Origin of the sequence: Anaerosalibacter bizertensis (genome assembly GCF_009696605.1) — a bacterium.
Taxonomy (GTDB): Bacteria; Bacillota; Clostridia; order Tissierellales; family Sporanaerobacteraceae; genus Anaerosalibacter; species Anaerosalibacter bizertensis.
On sequence record NZ_VULR01000007.1, the window covers coordinates 1 to 18163 of the forward strand.

Below are 18163 nucleotides of genomic sequence, written 5' to 3' on the forward strand. Positions count from 1 at the left end.
TATGGCTAAGATAAGAAGCCAAAGAAATGTATTTAATGATTAGAAAAGAAGACTATATTAGTATCTAAGAAATTGATAATTATTACAGTGGAAAACTGTAATTTGATTATAACTATATTGTACAAGGAGGATTAATATGTTTAAAAAGTTTACCAATGGTTGTGTAAATTTAGTACAAAATTATTTGCCAGATGCGTTTATCTTTGCTATATTTTTAACAATATTAACGTTTGTATTAGGAATAATTTTTACTGGTCAAACCCCACTAGATATGATAGTTCATTGGGGAGACGGTTTTTGGAATTTATTGGCTTTCTCAATGCAGATGGCATTAGTATTGGTTACAGGACATACATTAGCTAGTTCTCCACCAGTTAAAAAGGGTCTTAGGAAAATGGCTAGTATACCAAAGACTCCTACTCAAGCTATATTTGCAGTATCCTTGGTTTCAGCATTAGCTTGTTGGATTAACTGGGGCTTTGGACTTGTTATAGGAGCTCTTTATGCAATGGAGATAGTTAAACAAGTAAGAGATGTAGACTATAGACTTTTAATTGCCAGTGCTTATTCAGGATTCTTAGTTTGGCATGGAGGAATTTCAGCATCTATACCACTTACATTAGCAACAAGTACAGCGGATTTAGCAGGAATGACAGCAGGTGCTGTAACAGAAGTAATACCAACTACTCAAACTATATTTGCACCATTCAACCTAATCATTTCTTTTGCAATTATATTTACCCTACCCCTTATAAATAGAGCTATGCATCCAGATAAAGATCAAGCTGTAACTATAAATGCAGATATATTGAAAAATAATAATGATGATGATGAAATAATAAATGAAACTCCAGCTGATAAAGTTGAAAACAGTAGAATAATTTCCTTAATCACAGGAATATTTGGAATTATATATATAGTATATTATTTCTCTACAAATGGTTTTGATTTAAACTTAGACATATTAAACTTTATATTTTTAATACTAGGAATGATATTCCATCAAACACCAAGAAGGTTTATAAAAGCTGTAGGAGAGGCAGTAAAAGGTTCAGCAGGTATAATACTCCAATTCCCATTCTATTCAGGAATAATGGGTATGATGGTTGGAGCAAATCCAGAAGGTGCTAGCCTTGCATCACTTATTTCTGAATGGTTTGTAAGTGTTTCAACAGTTAGAACATTCCCACTATTTTCTTTCTTAAGTGCAGGAATTGTTAACTTCTTTGTTCCATCTGGCGGTGGACAATGGGCAGTTCAAGCTCCGATTATGATGCCAGCTGGCAAAGAGTTAGGTGTATCAGCAGCTAAAACTGCTATGTCTATTGCATGGGGAGATGCTTGGACAAATATGATCCAACCATTCTGGGCTCTACCAGCATTAGGTATTGCAGGTCTTGGAGCTAGAGATATTATGGGATTCTGTATAATCGACTTGCTTTGGGGAGGACTTTTAATAATGCTTGGATTGTTATTCTTATAATAGGGAAAAGACGACTCGAAGGAGTCGTCTTTTTGCTAATTTTGATACATTTTTAACTATATATTGATAACTTCTTAACTATATTAGGCATAGAGGCTTCAATGGTTTATAATAAAATACAAGTAGTTTATAAACTAGGATCTATCTGGAGGTTTTAAACATGGTTAAGAAAAACTGTATTGAAAATCTTAGAGACGAGTTAAATATTGAAGGGGTAGCAATAGAAATCTATGATTCTAATGGAAATATTTTATTAGATATAGAAGAATTGAATAAACCTTTTACAAAGGAATACATTATAAGTGGATATAAGATGATTATACATATAGATAGGGATATTTATAAAGATAGATTAGAATCTATTTCAAATATAGTGGCCCATTTAGTTAAAGAAAAGCTTAAAAACATAGGTCTTATGTCTAAATTAGATGATTTAAATACTTTCAATTTTAGGATAGCTGAGACGGTTCCTGATGCAATTTTAGTATTTGATAATAATGGATATGTGAAGTATTTTAATGAAAAAGCATTAGAGTTTATAGAGGTTCCTAAGGATGAAATAACTAAAAGACCTCTTCAAGATTTTTATTCTACAAAATTAAAGGTAGTAGAAGTACTGAAAAATGGCTCACCAGTATTTAATAAGGAGATATTTGTAAAGACTAAAGAAGGTAAGAAAAGAAGGTTATTAAAGACTATTCTGCCTATTGTAGATGGAGATGGAAAAGTAGTAGGAGCATTGGATAAGATAAAAGAGATAAATACGGCTACTAAGTTTATAAATAATATGTCTGGATATAGTGCAAGATTTACTTTTGAAGATATCATTCATAAGAGTGAAAAAATGGCTAAAACTATCAAAATAGCAAAGGCTGGTTCAAATACAGATATGACAGTCCTTATTCAAGGGGAAAGTGGGACTGGAAAGGAGCTATTTGCTCATGCTATTCACAACAATAGTTCAAAAGCTTCAAAACCTTTTGTAATACTTGATTGTTCTACTATTCCAAAGGAGTTAGTTGAATCTGAGCTATTTGGTTATGCTGAAGGAGCTTTTACAGGGGCTAAAAAAGGTGGTAAATTAGGAAAATTTGAATTGGCTGATGGAGGTACTATTTTTTTAGATGAGATTGGAGAAATGCCTATAGATATTCAAGCTAAACTTTTAAGGGTACTCCAAAGTGGCACTTTTACTAGGGTGGGAGGAAATGAACCTATAGAAGTAGATATAAGGGTTATAGCAGCTACTAATAGAAATTTAGAAGAAGAAGTTAAGAAGAAAAATTTTAGAGAAGATTTGTATTATAGACTAAATATGTTTTCTTTAGAAATTCCACCTTTAAGATACAGAAAAGAGGATATAATAAAACTTATAGATTGTTTTTTAGAAAAGGCAGCAACAAAACTAGATAAGAAGGGAATAACTATAAGTAATGATGCCTTAGATATACTTATAAACTATGATTGGCCAGGAAATGTAAGGGAGCTTGAAAATGTAATATTTAGGGCTGTAAATTTATGTTTTGAGGGGGAAATACTCCCTGTGCATTTACCAGAGAGTATAGTAGAAAAGACGGAAATAGTTGTGCCTGTAAGTGGAAATAAAGCAGATAAAAAATCATTGGAAGATATGGAGATAAAACATATATTAGAGCTTTTAGAAGAAAATAACGGAAACAAGAAGAAAACAGCAGAGATATTAGGGATTTCTAGGAGCACCTTATATAGAAAACTTAAAAAATATGGTGTACCACTATAAAACATGTATCATTATGACGATGATACATATATGAAAATAGAACACATTTTAACATATTTATGGATATTTAATGGATAATTAATACAAAAAAGTTTAAAATTAATTTGAAAAATTTTTCTAGATATTATATATTCTATATATACATAATTTTGAGATAATATTTTCCAAAAAAACTCTAAAAACTTTTATAGATTTATAAAGCCTATGGGTATATATAATAAGATGGAGTGTTTGTATTGAAAAATAATAATAAAAAAACAATTGGAGAAGGGATTGCATTAATAACCCAAGTAGGTCTTTCCATAATTACCCCTATTCTGATAGGTGTTTATCTGGGAAATCTAATGGATAAAAAACTAAATACTGGAATGGTTTTCACTATTATATTTATTATAGTTGGAGCTTTGTCTGGATTTATGAATTTATTTAAACTTGGCAATAGGAAGACCGAAAAAGGAAGTGAAGTTGATGCTTCGAGACGAAAAGATAAGGACGATAATAAAAAGGGCAATAGCTCTTAGTTTATTTATAGTAGGAATATTATTAATAGTAATGGAAAATGGTAAGTTCTATGCATTAGGTATGTTTTTTGGTTCTAGTATTAGTGTATTAAGTTTTATATTAATGGCTTTTTCAATAAAAAGATCTGTTCAGATGGATCCTAAAAGAGCCTATGGATATTCTGTGAAGAATTATTTTATTAGATATTTTATTTACGCTGTAGTTTTAACTATAGCAGCATTGGCAGATTATTTGAGTTTTGTTACTACAGCCTTAGGGCTTTTCATTATAAAGTTTGTTATACTTTCCAGTGCAATCTATGATACTATTAAAAGGAAAGTAAGAAAAAATTAAAATGACTAAACCTGAAGAAGGGAGGGAAAGAATTGAAGATTGAAATACCTGTGAAGTTATTTGGAAAGGATTTTTTAATACCTGATACCATAGTAAATTCTTGGATAATTTTAATAATATTAACCATATTTGCCTTGATTGTAAATAGTAAGATTAAAAAGGCAGAAGCTGGTGAAAAGCCCTCAGGATTATTAAATGTAGTAGAAGCTTTAGTAGAATTTGTAGATGGTTTAGTAAAAAGTACTATGGGACCAGATAAAATGTTTTTTGCACCTTATATTTTAACATTGATTATGTTTCTTTTAGTAGCAAATTTATTTGGGCTTATAGGTTTTACCCCTCCAACGTCTGATTATAGTGTGACATTTACGTTGGCATTAATGACATTTTTCTTGACTCAGTACTATAGTTTTAAAACTTCAGGTTTTTTAGGATATTTTAAGAATTTTACTGAGCCGATGGCGTTTCTTACACCATTAAATATCATTGGAGAATTAGCAAATCCTATATCTCTTTCATTCCGTTTATTTGGGAATATTTTAAGTGGAGTTATTATAATGGGACTATTATATAGTGCCTTAGGATATTTTGCTCCAATTCTTACACCAGTATTACATGCGTATTTTGATGTGTTTTCTGGTGTGCTTCAAACTTTTATATTTGCCATGCTGACTATGATTTTTGTAGGAGGAGCAATGGATTAAGAGTTTAAAATTTTTAATTTCTGGGAGGAGGAAATAATATGTTAGAAGGAATAACTAGTGAAGCTTTTATATTAGGATGTTCAGCAATAGGAGCAGGCCTTGCTATGATAGCAGGTATTGGACCTGGGATTGGTCAAGGTAATGCTGCAGCTAAAGGTGCTGAAGCAGTAGGAAGACAGCCAGAAGCTCAAGATGATATAATTAGAACTATGCTTTTAGGTCAAGCGGTTGCAGAGACAACTGGTATTTATGGATTAGTTATTGCTATAATCCTTTTATTTGTAAGACCGTTACTTACAGCTTATTTAGGATTATAATCAGAGATGGGTTTTCCCATCTCTTAGAATATACCTCATAAAAAGGGAGGTTCTGTTTATGGACATTGATGTAAGAGTTATACCAGAATTGCTTTCAATGATACTTCAACTTATATCAACATTAATATTATTTCTTGTACTAAAACATTTTTTACATGAGCCTGTTTCAAAATTTATGAATGAAAGAAAAAATAAGATTCAAAGTGATATAGATGATGCCAAAGCTTTAAAAGGAGAAGCAATAGAACTCAAAAGTGAATATGAAGCCAAAATTAATGAAGCTAAAGCTGAAGGGCAGGAGATAATAGAGTCTGCACGTAAGCGAGGAGAAGAAATAAAAGAGGATATAATAAATGAAGCAAAAGTAGAAGCTGATGGCATCATAGATAGGGCAAGAAAAGAAATAGATAGAGAAAAAGAAAAAGCTTTAGACGAAATAAAACTGCAGGCAGGAGATATGGCCCTTCTTATAGCTTCTAAAGTTATTGATGAAGAACTAGATGTAAACTTGCAACAAGATTTAATTAACAAGTTTATAGATGAGGTAGGGACAGATAAATGGCAAAATTAGTAAGCAAACGATATGCTTTGGCTCTCTTTGAAACTGGTTTAGAGTTGGATAAAATTGAAGAGTTTAAAAATGAAATATCTTTTATATCTAAGGTTCTTGAAAAAGAACCAGATCTTGAGGCAGTTCTTATCCATCCTAAAATTACTAAGGATGAGAAAAAGAATTTAGTAGATAGTTTATTTAAGGGTTCTGTTTCTCAAGAGTTATTGAATTTCTTATATGTAATTATTGATAAAAGAAGAGAAAGATATATAAGGGAAATAGATAGTTATTATCATTATCTATATAATGAAGAGAAAAACATATTAGAAGCAACAGCAATAACTGCTGTTCCAATGGATAGGAAAGCTGAAGACAAATTAAAAATTATACTTTCAAATAAATTGGGAAAAAATATAGTACTAAAAAACGTAGTAGATAAAGAAGTAGTTGGAGGAGTAATGCTTAAGGTTGAAAATAAAATAATAGATGGAACAGTGAAAGGACAGCTAGAATCTATTGAAAAAAATTTAAAGAGTATGAAAGTATAAGGAAATAGAGGTGATAGTCTGATGGATCTAAGACCAGAAGAAATAAGTTCAGTTATAAAGGAACAGATTAAAAGATATGATAAGAAACTTGATATGGTAGATATAGGGACTGTGATTCAAGTAGGAGACGGTATAGCAAGAATTCATGGTCTAGAAGGCTGTATGGCTGGGGAACTTATTGAATTTCCTGGCGAAGTTTATGGTATGGCTTTAAACTTAGAAGAAGACAATGTAGGTTGTGTACTTCTAGGCTCAGATAAAGATATTAAAGAAGGAGATACAGTTAAGAGAACAGGAAGAATAATGGAAGTTCCTGTAGGAGATGTAATGGTAGGCAGAGTAGTTAATGCATTGGGCCAACCTATTGATGGGAAAGGACCTATAAATGCAACTAAATTTAGACCTGTAGAAAGGATTGCTCCAGGTGTTATTACTAGAAAAAGTGTATCTGAACCATTACAAACTGGTATCAAATCTATTGACTCTATGTTCCCTATAGGTAGAGGACAAAGGGAGCTTATAATAGGGGATAGACAGACTGGAAAGACTGCTGTAGCTATAGATACTATTCTTAATCAAAAAGGTGAAGATGTAATATGTATCTATGTAGCTATAGGTCAAAAAAGGAGTACTGTAGCTCAAATAGTTGATGTGTTAGAAAAACATGGAGCTATGGACTATAGTATTGTAGTATCAGCTACAGCTAGTGAGCTTGCACCACTTCAATACATAGCACCTTATTCAGGTGTAAGTATGGGTGAAGAGTTCATGGATAATGGAAAAGATGTACTTATAATATATGATGACCTTTCAAAACACGCTATTGCTTATAGGGCAATGTCATTGTTACTTCGTAGACCACCAGGAAGGGAAGCTTTCCCTGGAGATGTTTTTTATCTACATTCAAGACTTCTTGAAAGGTCTGCAAAATTAGATGATAAATATGGTGGCGGTTCTATAACTGCATTACCTATTATTGAAACATTGGCAGGAGATATTTCTGCTTATATACCAACCAATGTTATTTCTATAACTGATGGACAGATATTCTTAGAGACAGATCTTTTCTTCTCAGGACAAAGACCAGCTATAAATACTGGACTTTCTGTATCTAGGGTTGGAGGAGCTGCTCAAATGAAGGCTATGAAAAAGGTTGCAGGGCAGTTAAAGCTTGAATTAGCTCAATATAGAGAGTTGGCAGCTTTTGCTCAATTTGGTTCAGAGCTTGACAAGGATACAAAGGAAAGGCTTGACCAAGGTGAAAGAATCATGGAGATTCTTAAACAACCTCAATATAGCCCTATGAGTACAGAACATCAGGTTCTTATTTTATATGCAGCTATAAATAAATACTTATCCGATATACCTGTGGAAAAGATGGGTCAATTTGAAAAAGAGTTTATAAATTTTGTGGATAACAACTATCCCGATATTACTAAGAATATTAAGGAAACAGAGGATCTAACTGAAGAAACGGAAGAAAGATTGAAAGAAGCTATAGAAGAATTTAAAAAGAGCTTTCAATAATTCCCTATTAGGGGGTGAAATATTTGGCTGAATCAACAAGAGACATTAAGAGACGTATTAGAGGAATTACTAATACAAAGCAAATAACTAAAGCAATGGAATTGGTATCTTCTGCGAAGCTACGAAAGGCAAGGGAAAAACTAGAAAAAACAAGGCCTTATTTCAATACTGTTCGAGAAAGTATCCAAGAAGTACTTTCTGCTACAGGAAATATGAGACATCCTTTTCTAGAGATTAGAGAAGTTAAAAGATCCCTATATATTGTTATTACTGCTGATGGAGGTTTGGCAGGAGGATATAATTCCAATGTTATAAGGGTTGTAGAAAGTGAAATAAAGTCTAGAAAAGATGAAGTTGACCTAATTGTTATAGGCCGTAAAGGAAAAGACTATTTTAAAAGTAGAGGCTACAATGTAGTAGGTGAATTTTTAGATATAACGGAAGCACCAGCTTTTAGTGATGCAGTACAAATTGGACAATTGGCTATGGAAAAATATGAAAATAGGGAAGTAGATGAAGTAAAACTTGTTTATACAGAGTTTATAACTACCCTTTCTCAAGAAAACAAGATAATCAAACTCCTACCTAATGAAGGCGTAAAAAGTGATAAAAAAGAAAAAACTTCTGTTATAGAATATGAACCTTCACCTGAAGAAGTACTTGATTTTTTAATTCCTAAATATATTGAAAGTACTATCTATGGTGGCTTAATAGAATCTTCTTGTAGTGAACAAGGTTCTAGAAGAACTGCTATGCAATCGGCAACAGATAATGCAGAAGAAATGATAGATGAATTAACTCTTAGCTACAATAGGGCTCGTCAAGCTGCAATAACTAGTGAAATATCTGAAATTGTAGCAGGGGCAGAAGCTCTAAAATAGCGAGAAAGGAGTGTGGATATGGCTACAAATATAGGAAAAATAGTTCAGGTAATCGGACCTGTTGTAGATATAAGATTTAGCGAAGAAAATCTTCCTAATCTTTTAAATGCTATAGAAATAGATAATAATGGGGATAAACTTGTAGTAGAAGTGGCTCAACATATTGGAGATGATACAGTAAGATGTATCGCCATGGGTGCTACAGATGGACTTAAAAGAGGAACAGATGCAGTAGATACTGGAGAACCTATAGCAGTACCTGTAGGAAAAGAAACACTAGGTAGATTGTTTAATGTTTTAGGAGAACCTATAGATGAAAAGGGAGAAGTAGGTGCAAAAAATGTTTCTCCTATTCATAAGCCAGCTCCATCTTTTGAAGAACAGGAAACAACAAAGGAAATATTTGAAACTGGAATAAAGGTAGTAGACCTTATAGCACCTTATTCAAAGGGTGGAAAAATAGGATTGTTTGGTGGTGCAGGAGTAGGAAAGACAGTCCTTATACAAGAGTTAATCAACAATATTGCGACAAAACATGGTGGACTTTCTGTATTTACAGGAGTAGGGGAGAGAACTAGGGAAGGAAATGACCTTTACTATGAAATGGCTGAGTCTGGAGTAATAGATAAAACAGCCCTAGTATTTGGACAGATGAATGAGCCACCAGGAGCTAGAATGAGGGTTGGACTTACTGGACTTACTATGGCAGAGTACTTTAGAGATCAAGAAGGGCAGGATGTCCTTTTATTTATAGACAATATTTTTAGATTTACTCAAGCAGGTTCAGAGGTTTCAGCACTTCTCGGAAGGATGCCTAGTGCTGTAGGATACCAACCAACCCTTGCAACAGAAATGGGACAATTACAAGAGAGGATTACATCCACTAAAAAAGGTTCTATCACATCAGTTCAAGCTATATATGTACCAGCTGATGACTTGACAGACCCAGCACCAGCAACAGCTTTTGCCCATTTAGACGCTACTACAGTACTTTCTCGTCAAATTGCTGAATTAGGTATTTATCCAGCAGTAGATCCATTGGATTCTACTTCTAGAATACTTGATCCTTCAGTAGTTGGAGAAGAACACTATGAAGTAGCTCGTGGAGTACAGGAAGTTCTTCAGAGATATAAGGATCTTCAAGATATTATAGCTATCCTTGGTATTGATGAACTTTCTGATGAAGATAAACTTACAGTTTCTCGTGCAAGAAAAATTCAAAGATTCCTATCTCAACCATTCTATGTAGCAGAACAGTTTACAGGAATGGAAGGAAAATATGTACCTATTAAAGAAACAGTAAGAGGTTTCAAAGAAATTCTTGAAGGAAAACATGATGATTTACCAGAGCGAGCTTTCTTTATGGTAGGAACTATTGAAGAAGCAATAGAAAAAGCTAAGGAGATGGAGGGATAATATGGCTACTTTTCCTCTTGAAATTGTAACTCCTGATAGAAAGTTTTTCTCTGGCGAAGTAGAGTCTGTTATAGTGAGAGGAATAGATGGAGATTTAGCAGTACTTAAAGATAGAGCTCCATTGGTTACTCCACTTAAAATCTGTAAAGTAAGAATAATGATTGATGGAAAAGAAAGGGTTGCCGCTCTTTGTAACGGATATATTAAAGTTTCAAAAGAAGGCACTACAATAATATCAGATGCAGCAGAATGGCCTGATGAAATAGATGTTAAAAGGGCTAAAGAAGCTAAGGAAAGAGCAGAAAAAAGGCTTAAAGAAAGGCCTAGTGGAATAGATACAAAAAGGGCTGAATTAGCATTAAGAAGAGCATTAAATAGGCTTGATGTGGCAGAGATGAAAAATATAAACGGAACAAAAAATATTAATCAATAATGTATAAAAAGTACCCTCTCATGGCAATACTCATACCATGAGGAAAGGGTGCTTTTTTAATGTGAAAATGTTTTGTCCCCCTTTACATTTTTACATATGTACCTTTTCCTCCTATTATATAAGGAGGTTTTAATATGAAAGGTATTAGAAATATTATATTTTTAGGAATTATTCTATCTTTAATTTTAACAAACTTTAGTTTTAGCCAAGAAGATTTAGAGGGATATACATATCAGGAAGAAGTATTAATGGAGTCTATAGAAAATATGGGAGCGGAGTTTATAGAATTAGACATCCATTGTAGTGGAAAGTTTTCAGATGAATTTATGACTAAAGAGGAAGTAGTGTCTTTAGGGAAAGAATTTGTTAAAAAATTAGGGATTGAAGGGAAACTTATTGAAGAAATTGTAGAGAAAAAAGATTTTATACAATATAAAGTGAAAAATAGGACTAAAGACTCAGTTAACATAATAGTTTCATCTTATTTACATAAGGGTAGTAATAAGGGTGAAACTACTATTTTTGTAAACCCAATAAAAAGGGAGAAAAATAGTCAAATTAATGATATAATGAAGAATACCCAAGATATATTTACACAATATGGGATTAAACCAGAAATTACAACTTGCATTGTAGGAGGTTTTAAAGGAAAATTGAATAGGAGTGATATAGATAAACTGATTGCACAGTCAATAAAAAGGATAAATGGAAAAATAGTAGATAATTATGATGAGGGAGATTTAATAAGTCTTACAGCTTATACTCCAATATTTAAAAAGAAGATATATTCAGGTAATGAAAAGATGAATTATAATCTTGCAATGAGGTATAATGAGTATGAAGAAAAAACTTATGTATGGATAGGAACACCAATTATTACAATTAGTTACTAAAGTATTAGGAGGGGATTTATTTGAGTAAAATAGTGGTAGAGAAGAGCCCTCCATTAAAAGGAACGGTTAGAGTAAGTGGGGCTAAAAATTCAGCGCTACCAATTCTTGCGGCTTCTCTATTAGGCACTGAAGATATTATATTAGAAGATGTACCAAGTTTGAGAGATGTAGATGTTATTTGTGAAGTATTGTCTTCTTTAGGAGCAGAAGTACAGAGATATGAAGGTGGAAAGATAAAGATCAATTCTGCCAATTTGAACAAACATGAAACACCCTATGAGTTAATGAGTAAGATGCGGGCTTCTTTTTTAGTAATGGGACCTCTTTTGACCCGTTTAGGAAAAGCTAAGACATCTCTTCCAGGAGGTTGCGCTATAGGTACTAGACCTATAGATTTGCATCTTAAAGGGTTTAAAGCACTAGGGGCAGATATTGATGTAGATCATGGATATGTAGCAGCCTATGGGGATAAATTAGTAGGAGATAGAATATACCTTGACTTTCCTAGTGTAGGAGCAACAGAAAATATAATGATGGCAGCAGTTTTAGCAGAAGGTGAAACTGTTATTGATAATGCTGCTATGGAACCAGAAATAGTGGATTTAGCTAATTTCCTGAGTAAATTAGGTGCAGATATTAAAGGCGCTGGTACTAGTAGTATTAGGATCAATGGAGTAGAAAAACTAGGTGGATGTCACCATTCAGTTATACCTGATAGGATTGAAGCGGGAACTTATATGGTGGCTAGTGCTATTACTGGTGGAGATATTATAGTTGAAAATGTTATTACAAGCCATATTAAGCCGGTTATTGCAAAGCTTAGAGAAACAGGATGTGAAATATGGGAAAATGGAGATAAGGTAAGGGTTATAGGTAAGAACAGCCGAAATGCTGTAGACGTTAAAACTTTGCCCTATCCAGGATTTCCTACAGATATGCAAGCTCAATTTATGAGTCTTATGAGTGTAAGCAAAGGTACTAGTGTCATCATTGAGACTGTATTTGAAAACAGATTTATGCATGTAGATGAACTTAAGAGAATGGGTGCAGATATTAAGATTGATGGCAGAAGTGCCATAGTTCAAGGTGTTGATTCTTTGACAGGTGCACAGGTCAAAGCTACAGATTTAAGAGCGGGAGCAGCTCTTATATTAGCTGGTCTTATAGCCGATGGGCAAACTACTATTGATCATGTATACCATATAGATAGAGGTTATGATGGAATAGAAAAGAAATTAACAAAACTAGGAGCTAAAATTTATAGGACAGAATAATTAACATATCATCTTTTCCCGCTGCATAGAATGTAATTAGGTCGTATCTAAACATTTGATAAAAGAGGGGGAGAAGATGAAAAAAATATGGATATACGTAGGAGTTATTTTAATAATAACTATTATCCTTCCAACTATACTTGTGAAGACTTCTAAATTTATTTCTCTTGAAAACAAAATAAAGATAAAGGATATAAAGAAGGAAGAAAAGGAAGTTAAGAAAGAAGAGTTCGATGGATACATAAAGGTATATGATACTAGAACTCAAGAAGTTGTGAAACTTTCTTTAGAGGACTATGTAAAAGGGGTTGTAGCAGCCGAAATGCCTGGAGAGTTCCATATAGAAGCACTAAAAGCACAGGCAGTGGCTAGTAGGACCTATGCCCTTCATAAAATGAACAAGTTTAATGAAGGACATCCTGATCATCCACAAGCCCCCCTTTGTACTGGTGTCCATTGTCAAGCTTTTCTCTCAATAAAAGAGTTGGAAGAAGCTCATTCTAAAAAGTGGATGAATAAATACTGGGCTAAGATTGAAGAGGCTGTAGAGGACACTGCTGGAGAAGTAATCTATTATGGTAAAGAGATTGCAGAACCTCTTTATCATTCAACTAGTGGTGGTATGACAGAAGATGTAAGAGATGTTTTTTCTAATGACAGCCCTTATTTAAAATCGGTATCAAGTCCCTATGAAGAAGGAGCACCAAAGTTTAAAGATATTTCCACTTTTAAAGTAGATGAATTTCTATCTAAGTTGAAGAAAAAGTATCCTGGTGTAAATATTACAAAGGAAAATCTTCCTGAAAAGGTGAAACTAGTAGAAAGATCAGAAAGTGGTAGGATAAAGAAAGTAATGGTAGATGGTCAAGTAGTAAGTGGTAGTGAGATTAGAGAAATATTTAATCTCAACTCTACTAATTTTAAAATAATATATAATCCAAAGACTGAAATGGTAGATATTGAGACTATTGGCTACGGTCATGGAGTAGGTATGAGCCAATGGGGAGCCAATGGCATGGGTAAAAAAGGAAAAAAATATAAGGATATATTGAAGCACTATTATACTGGTGTGGAGATTAAAAAATATAAAAAAGAGTAGAAAATTTTCTACTCTTTTTTATATTTTTTTGTGGCATTTTTGTGTTACTTTCTTCAAACATAGTGCCAGTCCACGGATTTTGAGTTATTGGTTTTCCTTCCGAAAAAGCTTTGAAGAAAATAGGACTAGGTGTATTAAATATTTAATTATGGCAATAATATTATTAGAAGTTGAGACGGAGGTGTATTAAATGAAGAATAAATTTAACAAACTAACAAACAAAGATAGCTTTTATATCATTTTATTTATCTGTGTCTGTATAGTAGGAACAGTAGCAGTATGGGCTTCTAAAAGTAACTTAGATAGGATGAAAAGTGAAGAAGATCCAATGGAGGAAGATTTTTTAATACTTACAGATGAAGATAAACACGGTGTAGAAGAACCTTCTTTAGAAAGTTTAAAACAACAGAAAAGAAAAAAACAAGAAGAAAAGGTTAAAGAAGAAGAACCAAAAGAAGAAATAGAAGAGAAAAAAGAAGAACCAAAAGAAGAAGAAGAAGAGCCACCAAAACAAAACTCAGAACCAGAAGCAATACAAACCTTCCATATACCAGTAGAAGGAGAACTTGGATTGGATTATAGTGCTGATAAATTAGTTTATTCAGAGACTTTAGAAGAGTGGACTAGTCATGAAGGTATAGATATTAAAGCAAAAGAGGGAACAGCAGTAAAAGCTTGTCTTGACGGTGTAGTTAAAGAAGTATATGAAGACGAGTTATGGGGAGTAGTAATATCAATCGATCATGGAAATGGATTGGAAACTAGATATACTAATTTATCAACAAAGGATATGGTGAAAAAAGGCCAAAGTGTCAAAAAAGGAACTCCTATAAGTGGAATAGGAAAGCCTAAAGGTTTAGAAATGGCAAATGGCCCTCATCTACATTTAGAAGTATTATTAAATGGGAAAAAAATAGATCCTAAAAAATATTTACCAGGGATTAACTAAAAACTAGAAGGCTAGAATAAAAGTTCTATTAAGGCTTTAGAGTGCATAAGTATTTAAAAAGACTCATTCCTAAAATAAAGTTCAAAGGGGGTTAAATATGTGAAAGACTATATAGAAGAAAGGGCTTTAGAGATTGCAAAGTATATAATAAGTGAAAAATCAACCGTTAGACAAGCAGCCAGTGTATTTGGGGTTAGTAAAAGTACAGTACATAAAGACGTGACAGAACGTCTCCCTAAGATAAACCCTCTTGTTGCAAGTATGGTAAAAGAAGTACTAGAGCAGAATAAAGCAGAAAGACATATTAGAGGTGGCAAAGCTACAAAGATGAAATACAAAGCAGTAAACGACTAAATAGGTCCCAAAAGGGACCTTTTAAGTTTTTTGGGATTATTTTCTTATTATTTATAGTTATATAAAAAAAGTTGAAGGAATTTTATAATAAGTATAGAATTATACTAAGGTGACTAATATAGAAATTTACATATTATATATATGATTATAATAAAAGGAGGAACATAGATGGCTGCTTTTAGAACAGATTTGGGAATAGATCTAGGGACTGCAAGTATCTTAGTATATGCAAAGGATAAAGGTGTAGTACTAAATGAACCTTCAGTAGTAGCAATAGATCATAATACAAATAAATTTTTAGCTGTAGGTGAAGAGGCAAGGAGGATGTTGGGACGTACTCCTGGACATATAGTTGCTATGAGACCTTTAAAGGACGGAGTAATATCTGATTATGACGTAACTGAAAGGATGTTAAAATATTTTATACGAAAAGCTTCAGGAAAAACTTTCTTCAAACCTAGAATTATAATATGTGTACCAAGTGGAGTTACTGAAGTTGAAAAAAGAGCAGTAATTGAAGCTAGTAATCAAGCAGGAGCAAGGAAAACCTACTTAATAGAAGAACCTATAGCTGCAGCAATAGGTGCAGGTATAGATATAACCCAGCCTAATGGAAATATGATTGTAGATATTGGTGGTGGAACTACTGATGTAGCTGTTATTTCATTGGGAGGAATGGTAGTTAGTCGTTCCTTAAAAATCGCAGGAGATGACTGTGATGAAGCTATAACTAGATACATTAGGAAAAAACATAATGTAATGATAGGTGAAAGAAGCGCAGAAAGTCTAAAGATAAATATAGGTACTGCTTATAAGAGAGAAAAGGATGTTTATATGGAAATAAGGGGAAGAAATTTAGTAACTGGTCTTCCAAAGAATATAAAGATTTCTTCAAATGAAATGTTTGAAGCAATGAAAGAGCCTATTTCAAATATTGTAGATACAGTTCATACAGTACTTGAAAGGACACCGCCAGAATTGGCAGCAGATATTGCTGATACAGGAATATTAATGACTGGTGGAGGAGCCCTTTTATATGGATTAGATAAATTGATATCTGAGAGAACTGGTATCAAAGTAAATATAGCAGAAAATCCAATTGCCTGTGTAGCTACAGGGACTGGTAAAGCCCTTGATTGGGTAGATGTATTGGAAAATAACTTATTGGATTCTGATTCAATAGTTGAGAGATAGGTCTAAAGTATATTTTAAAATTGACGATATATACCTGTGAGTACTATGTCGAGGATGTGATATAATGAATAGAGGATTATATATAAGTGCTACTTCAATGATTGCAAATCAAAGAAGATTAGAAGCAATATCAAATAACCTTTCAAATGTAAATACTACTGGATTTAAAAAAGATGTGGTTTTGACTGAATCTTTTCCAGAAGTTTTGCTTTCCAAAATAAATGATAGGCCAGATTTTAGGCCCCAAAGAGAAAATGAAATAGAATATGAAACCAATGGAAATATTCACAGGGCTCGTACAAATGAAGGATATTTTATGGTGAGAACGCCTAATGGCATTAGTTATGTAAAGGATATTAGATTTATAGTAGATGATGAAGGATATTTAAAAACATTTTATAAAAATGAACAAGATGAATATAAGACAGATGGGGAAAATTATATTCTAGATAGGAATCATAACCCTATTCAAGGTGGAGGAAATATAGAAGGATTACTTGAAGAAATTGTTTTTCGTCCAAGTCCAAGAGTTGTAGGAACTATGAATGCAGGAGCTAAAGTCAAAAAGGTTGTAACAGATTTCACCCAAGGGGACTTGTTAGACACTGGAGGAACTTTCGATCTAGCTTTAAGAGGAAGTGGATTTTTTAAAGTTCAAGGTGAAGATGGAGAAACTTATTATACTAGGGACGGCTCTTTTACTGTAAATAGTATGGGACAGTTAACTACATCTGAAGGCTATCTAGTTATGGGAACTGGTGGACCTATAATTATCAATGGAAATGATGTGGAGATTACAAAAGATGGACAAGTATTTGTAGATGGAAATATGGTGGCCAATTTAGATATTGTTGATTTAGATAACAAGGAGTTTTTGAGAAAAATAGGGGATAATTTCTATAGGATGGCAGAAGATGTAGAGGCTGAAGAAATACCTTTTGATGGAGAATTGATACAAGGCTTTTTAGAAAACTCCAATGTAGATTCTATAAATGAAATGGTAGAGATGATATCCCTTTTAAGAAATTTTGAAACCTGTCAAAAAGCTATAAGGGTACAGGATGAGATGATGGAAAAATCAGCAAATGAAATAGGAAGAGTATAGGGGGAGAAAAATGAGAGCAATGTGGACTGCTGCTACAGGAATGAGAGCACAGCAATTTAATATAGATACTATATCTAACAATCTTTCAAATGCAAATACTACAGGATATAAGACTCAAAGGTCAGAGTTTAAAGATCTTTTCTATACTAGTATGAGAAGGAATAATATAGTAGATGATCAAAACAGGCCTGTAAATTTACAAGTAGGCCATGGTACTATGCCTACAGCTACTAAGAGAGATTTTAAAAATGGTAGCTTTATTGAAACAGAGAATGATTATGATTTAGCTATAAATGGGGAAGGTTTTTTTGCAATACAACTTCCCAATGGAGAGACTATGTATACAAGGGATGGAAGTTTCAAACTAAGCGTAGAGGGAAACCAAGGAATCTTGGTAACTAGTGAAGGCTATAGGGTTTTAAGCGATACAAATAATCCTATAGTTATTAGGAATGGATTAAAGAATGTAACTGTTGATGAAAGAGGTAATATAACAGCAACAGATGAAGGGAACAATACAGTAAATTTAGGTAGGATGAAATTAGTTAGATTTATGAATCCAGAAGGACTTTTAAGTGAAGGCCTAAATCTTTATAGTACAACAGAAGCTTCTGGAGAGGAAATACCTATAGATTTAGATGGCATGGAGAGCCGAATAGCTCAAGGATATTTAGAAGCGTCAAATGTTCAAGTAGTAGATGAAATGGTGAAGATGATCAGTGCTCAAAGAGCTTATGAAATAAATTCTAAAGTGATACAAACTTCTGATGAAATGCTTCAATTGATTGGAAACCTTAAGAGATAATAGAGAATAACGGG

20 protein-coding genes are annotated in these 18163 nt (G+C 33.0%); all 20 read left to right on the top strand.

Features of this window, described 5'->3' with window-relative positions:
* Positions 1–136: 136 nt before the first annotated feature.
* The 20 genes from FYJ27_RS06075 (at position 137) to flgG (ending at position 18149) form a co-directional block, all read left to right on the top strand.
* Positions 137–1483 (top strand): short-chain fatty acid transporter, encoded by a 1347-nt coding sequence (locus FYJ27_RS06075; protein WP_154483968.1) that lies wholly within the window; start codon positions 137–139, stop codon positions 1481–1483.
* 160 nt (positions 1484–1643) lie between these two features.
* Complete coding sequence (locus tag FYJ27_RS06080) at positions 1644–3242, top strand: sigma-54 interaction domain-containing protein (protein ID WP_154483969.1); 1599 nt, start codon at positions 1644–1646, stop codon at positions 3240–3242.
* 236 nt (positions 3243–3478) lie between these two features.
* Positions 3479–3763, top strand: coding sequence for an AtpZ/AtpI family protein (locus FYJ27_RS06085; protein WP_154483970.1), 285 nt, complete (start codon positions 3479–3481; stop codon positions 3761–3763).
* Entirely contained in the window at positions 3711–4097 is a 387-nt protein-coding gene (locus FYJ27_RS06090; protein ID WP_154483971.1) for an ATP synthase subunit I, read from the top strand. Before FYJ27_RS06085 ends, FYJ27_RS06090 begins: the two co-directional genes overlap by 53 nt.
* 32 nt (positions 4098–4129) lie before the next feature.
* Positions 4130–4801 (top strand): F0F1 ATP synthase subunit A, encoded by a 672-nt coding sequence (atpB, locus tag FYJ27_RS06095; protein WP_154483972.1) that lies wholly within the window; start codon positions 4130–4132, stop codon positions 4799–4801.
* A gap of 38 nt (positions 4802–4839) precedes the next feature.
* Positions 4840–5118: an ATP synthase F0 subunit C gene (gene atpE / locus FYJ27_RS06100; protein ID WP_154483973.1), complete on the top strand. Its 279-nt coding sequence runs from the start codon at positions 4840–4842 to the stop codon at positions 5116–5118.
* Positions 5119–5176: 58 nt separating this feature from the next.
* Entirely contained in the window at positions 5177–5689 is a 513-nt protein-coding gene (locus FYJ27_RS06105) for a F0F1 ATP synthase subunit B (protein ID WP_154483974.1), read from the top strand.
* A complete protein-coding gene (locus FYJ27_RS06110) occupies positions 5677–6219 on the top strand; it encodes a F0F1 ATP synthase subunit delta (protein WP_154483975.1) in 543 nt (180 codons plus the stop codon). The genes FYJ27_RS06105 and FYJ27_RS06110 overlap by 13 nt, the downstream gene beginning before the upstream one ends.
* Before the next feature lie 21 nt (positions 6220–6240).
* Positions 6241–7746 (top strand): F0F1 ATP synthase subunit alpha, encoded by a 1506-nt coding sequence (gene atpA / locus FYJ27_RS06115; protein ID WP_154483976.1) that lies wholly within the window; start codon positions 6241–6243, stop codon positions 7744–7746.
* 14 nt (positions 7747–7760) lie between these two features.
* The gene (gene atpG, locus FYJ27_RS06120; RefSeq protein WP_226807702.1) at positions 7761–8627 is read left to right on the top strand and encodes an ATP synthase F1 subunit gamma; all 867 of its coding nucleotides are present in this window, start codon (positions 7761–7763) and stop codon (positions 8625–8627) included.
* 18 nt (positions 8628–8645) lie between these two features.
* Complete coding sequence (atpD, locus tag FYJ27_RS06125; RefSeq protein WP_154483978.1) at positions 8646–10043, top strand: F0F1 ATP synthase subunit beta; 1398 nt, start codon at positions 8646–8648, stop codon at positions 10041–10043.
* A gap of 1 nt (position 10044) precedes the next feature.
* On the top strand, positions 10045–10476 hold the full coding sequence (locus tag FYJ27_RS06130; protein ID WP_154483979.1) for a F0F1 ATP synthase subunit epsilon: 432 nt from the start codon (positions 10045–10047) through the stop codon (positions 10474–10476).
* Positions 10477–10610: 134 nt separating this feature from the next.
* The gene (locus FYJ27_RS06135; protein ID WP_154483980.1) at positions 10611–11369 is read left to right on the top strand and encodes a YwmB family TATA-box binding protein; all 759 of its coding nucleotides are present in this window, start codon (positions 10611–10613) and stop codon (positions 11367–11369) included.
* A 20-nt stretch (positions 11370–11389) separates the two neighbouring features.
* Positions 11390–12643: a UDP-N-acetylglucosamine 1-carboxyvinyltransferase gene (gene murA, locus FYJ27_RS06140; protein ID WP_154483981.1), complete on the top strand. Its 1254-nt coding sequence runs from the start codon at positions 11390–11392 to the stop codon at positions 12641–12643.
* Positions 12644–12719: 76 nt separating this feature from the next.
* A complete protein-coding gene (spoIID, locus tag FYJ27_RS06145; RefSeq protein ID WP_154483982.1) occupies positions 12720–13742 on the top strand; it encodes a stage II sporulation protein D in 1023 nt (340 codons plus the stop codon).
* A gap of 190 nt (positions 13743–13932) precedes the next feature.
* Positions 13933–14691, top strand: coding sequence for a M23 family metallopeptidase (locus tag FYJ27_RS06150; RefSeq protein ID WP_154483983.1), 759 nt, complete (start codon positions 13933–13935; stop codon positions 14689–14691).
* A 99-nt stretch (positions 14692–14790) separates the two neighbouring features.
* Complete coding sequence (gene spoIIID / locus FYJ27_RS06155) at positions 14791–15045, top strand: sporulation transcriptional regulator SpoIIID (protein ID WP_216383582.1); 255 nt, start codon at positions 14791–14793, stop codon at positions 15043–15045.
* 168 nt (positions 15046–15213) lie between these two features.
* Positions 15214–16239: a rod shape-determining protein gene (gene mreB, locus FYJ27_RS06160; RefSeq protein WP_154483984.1), complete on the top strand. Its 1026-nt coding sequence runs from the start codon at positions 15214–15216 to the stop codon at positions 16237–16239.
* A 64-nt stretch (positions 16240–16303) separates the two neighbouring features.
* Positions 16304–17344 carry a flagellar hook-basal body protein gene (locus FYJ27_RS06165; protein ID WP_154483985.1) on the top strand — a complete coding sequence of 347 codons (1041 nt, stop codon included), beginning with the start codon at positions 16304–16306 and terminating at the stop codon, positions 17342–17344.
* Between the two features lie 10 nt (positions 17345–17354).
* The gene (flgG, locus tag FYJ27_RS06170) at positions 17355–18149 is read left to right on the top strand and encodes a flagellar basal-body rod protein FlgG (RefSeq protein ID WP_154483986.1); all 795 of its coding nucleotides are present in this window, start codon (positions 17355–17357) and stop codon (positions 18147–18149) included.
* Positions 18150–18163: the final 14 nt, after the last annotated feature.

Excerpts from the sequence above, each read along its gene's own strand:
- FYJ27_RS06075 (WP_154483968.1), top strand. The coding sequence starts at position 137 with ATGTTTAAAAAGTTTACCAATGGTTGTGTAAATTTAGTACAAAATTAT.
- FYJ27_RS06080 (WP_154483969.1), top strand. The coding sequence starts at position 1,644 with ATGGTTAAGAAAAACTGTATTGAAAATCTTAGAGACGAGTTAAATATT.
- FYJ27_RS06090 (WP_154483971.1), top strand. The coding sequence starts at position 3,711 with ATGCTTCGAGACGAAAAGATAAGGACGATAATAAAAAGGGCAATAGCT.
- atpE (WP_154483973.1), top strand. The coding sequence starts at position 4,840 with ATGTTAGAAGGAATAACTAGTGAAGCTTTTATATTAGGATGTTCAGCA.
- FYJ27_RS06105 (WP_154483974.1), top strand. The coding sequence starts at position 5,177 with ATGGACATTGATGTAAGAGTTATACCAGAATTGCTTTCAATGATACTT.
- FYJ27_RS06110 (WP_154483975.1), top strand. The coding sequence starts at position 5,677 with ATGGCAAAATTAGTAAGCAAACGATATGCTTTGGCTCTCTTTGAAACT.
- atpA (WP_154483976.1), top strand. The coding sequence starts at position 6,241 with ATGGATCTAAGACCAGAAGAAATAAGTTCAGTTATAAAGGAACAGATT.
- atpD (WP_154483978.1), top strand. The coding sequence starts at position 8,646 with ATGGCTACAAATATAGGAAAAATAGTTCAGGTAATCGGACCTGTTGTA.
- FYJ27_RS06130 (WP_154483979.1), top strand. The coding sequence starts at position 10,045 with ATGGCTACTTTTCCTCTTGAAATTGTAACTCCTGATAGAAAGTTTTTC.
- FYJ27_RS06135 (WP_154483980.1), top strand. The coding sequence starts at position 10,611 with ATGAAAGGTATTAGAAATATTATATTTTTAGGAATTATTCTATCTTTA.
- spoIID (WP_154483982.1), top strand. The coding sequence starts at position 12,720 with ATGAAAAAAATATGGATATACGTAGGAGTTATTTTAATAATAACTATT.
- FYJ27_RS06150 (WP_154483983.1), top strand. The coding sequence starts at position 13,933 with ATGAAGAATAAATTTAACAAACTAACAAACAAAGATAGCTTTTATATC.
- mreB (WP_154483984.1), top strand. The coding sequence starts at position 15,214 with ATGGCTGCTTTTAGAACAGATTTGGGAATAGATCTAGGGACTGCAAGT.
- FYJ27_RS06165 (WP_154483985.1), top strand. The coding sequence starts at position 16,304 with ATGAATAGAGGATTATATATAAGTGCTACTTCAATGATTGCAAATCAA.
- flgG (WP_154483986.1), top strand. The coding sequence starts at position 17,355 with ATGAGAGCAATGTGGACTGCTGCTACAGGAATGAGAGCACAGCAATTT.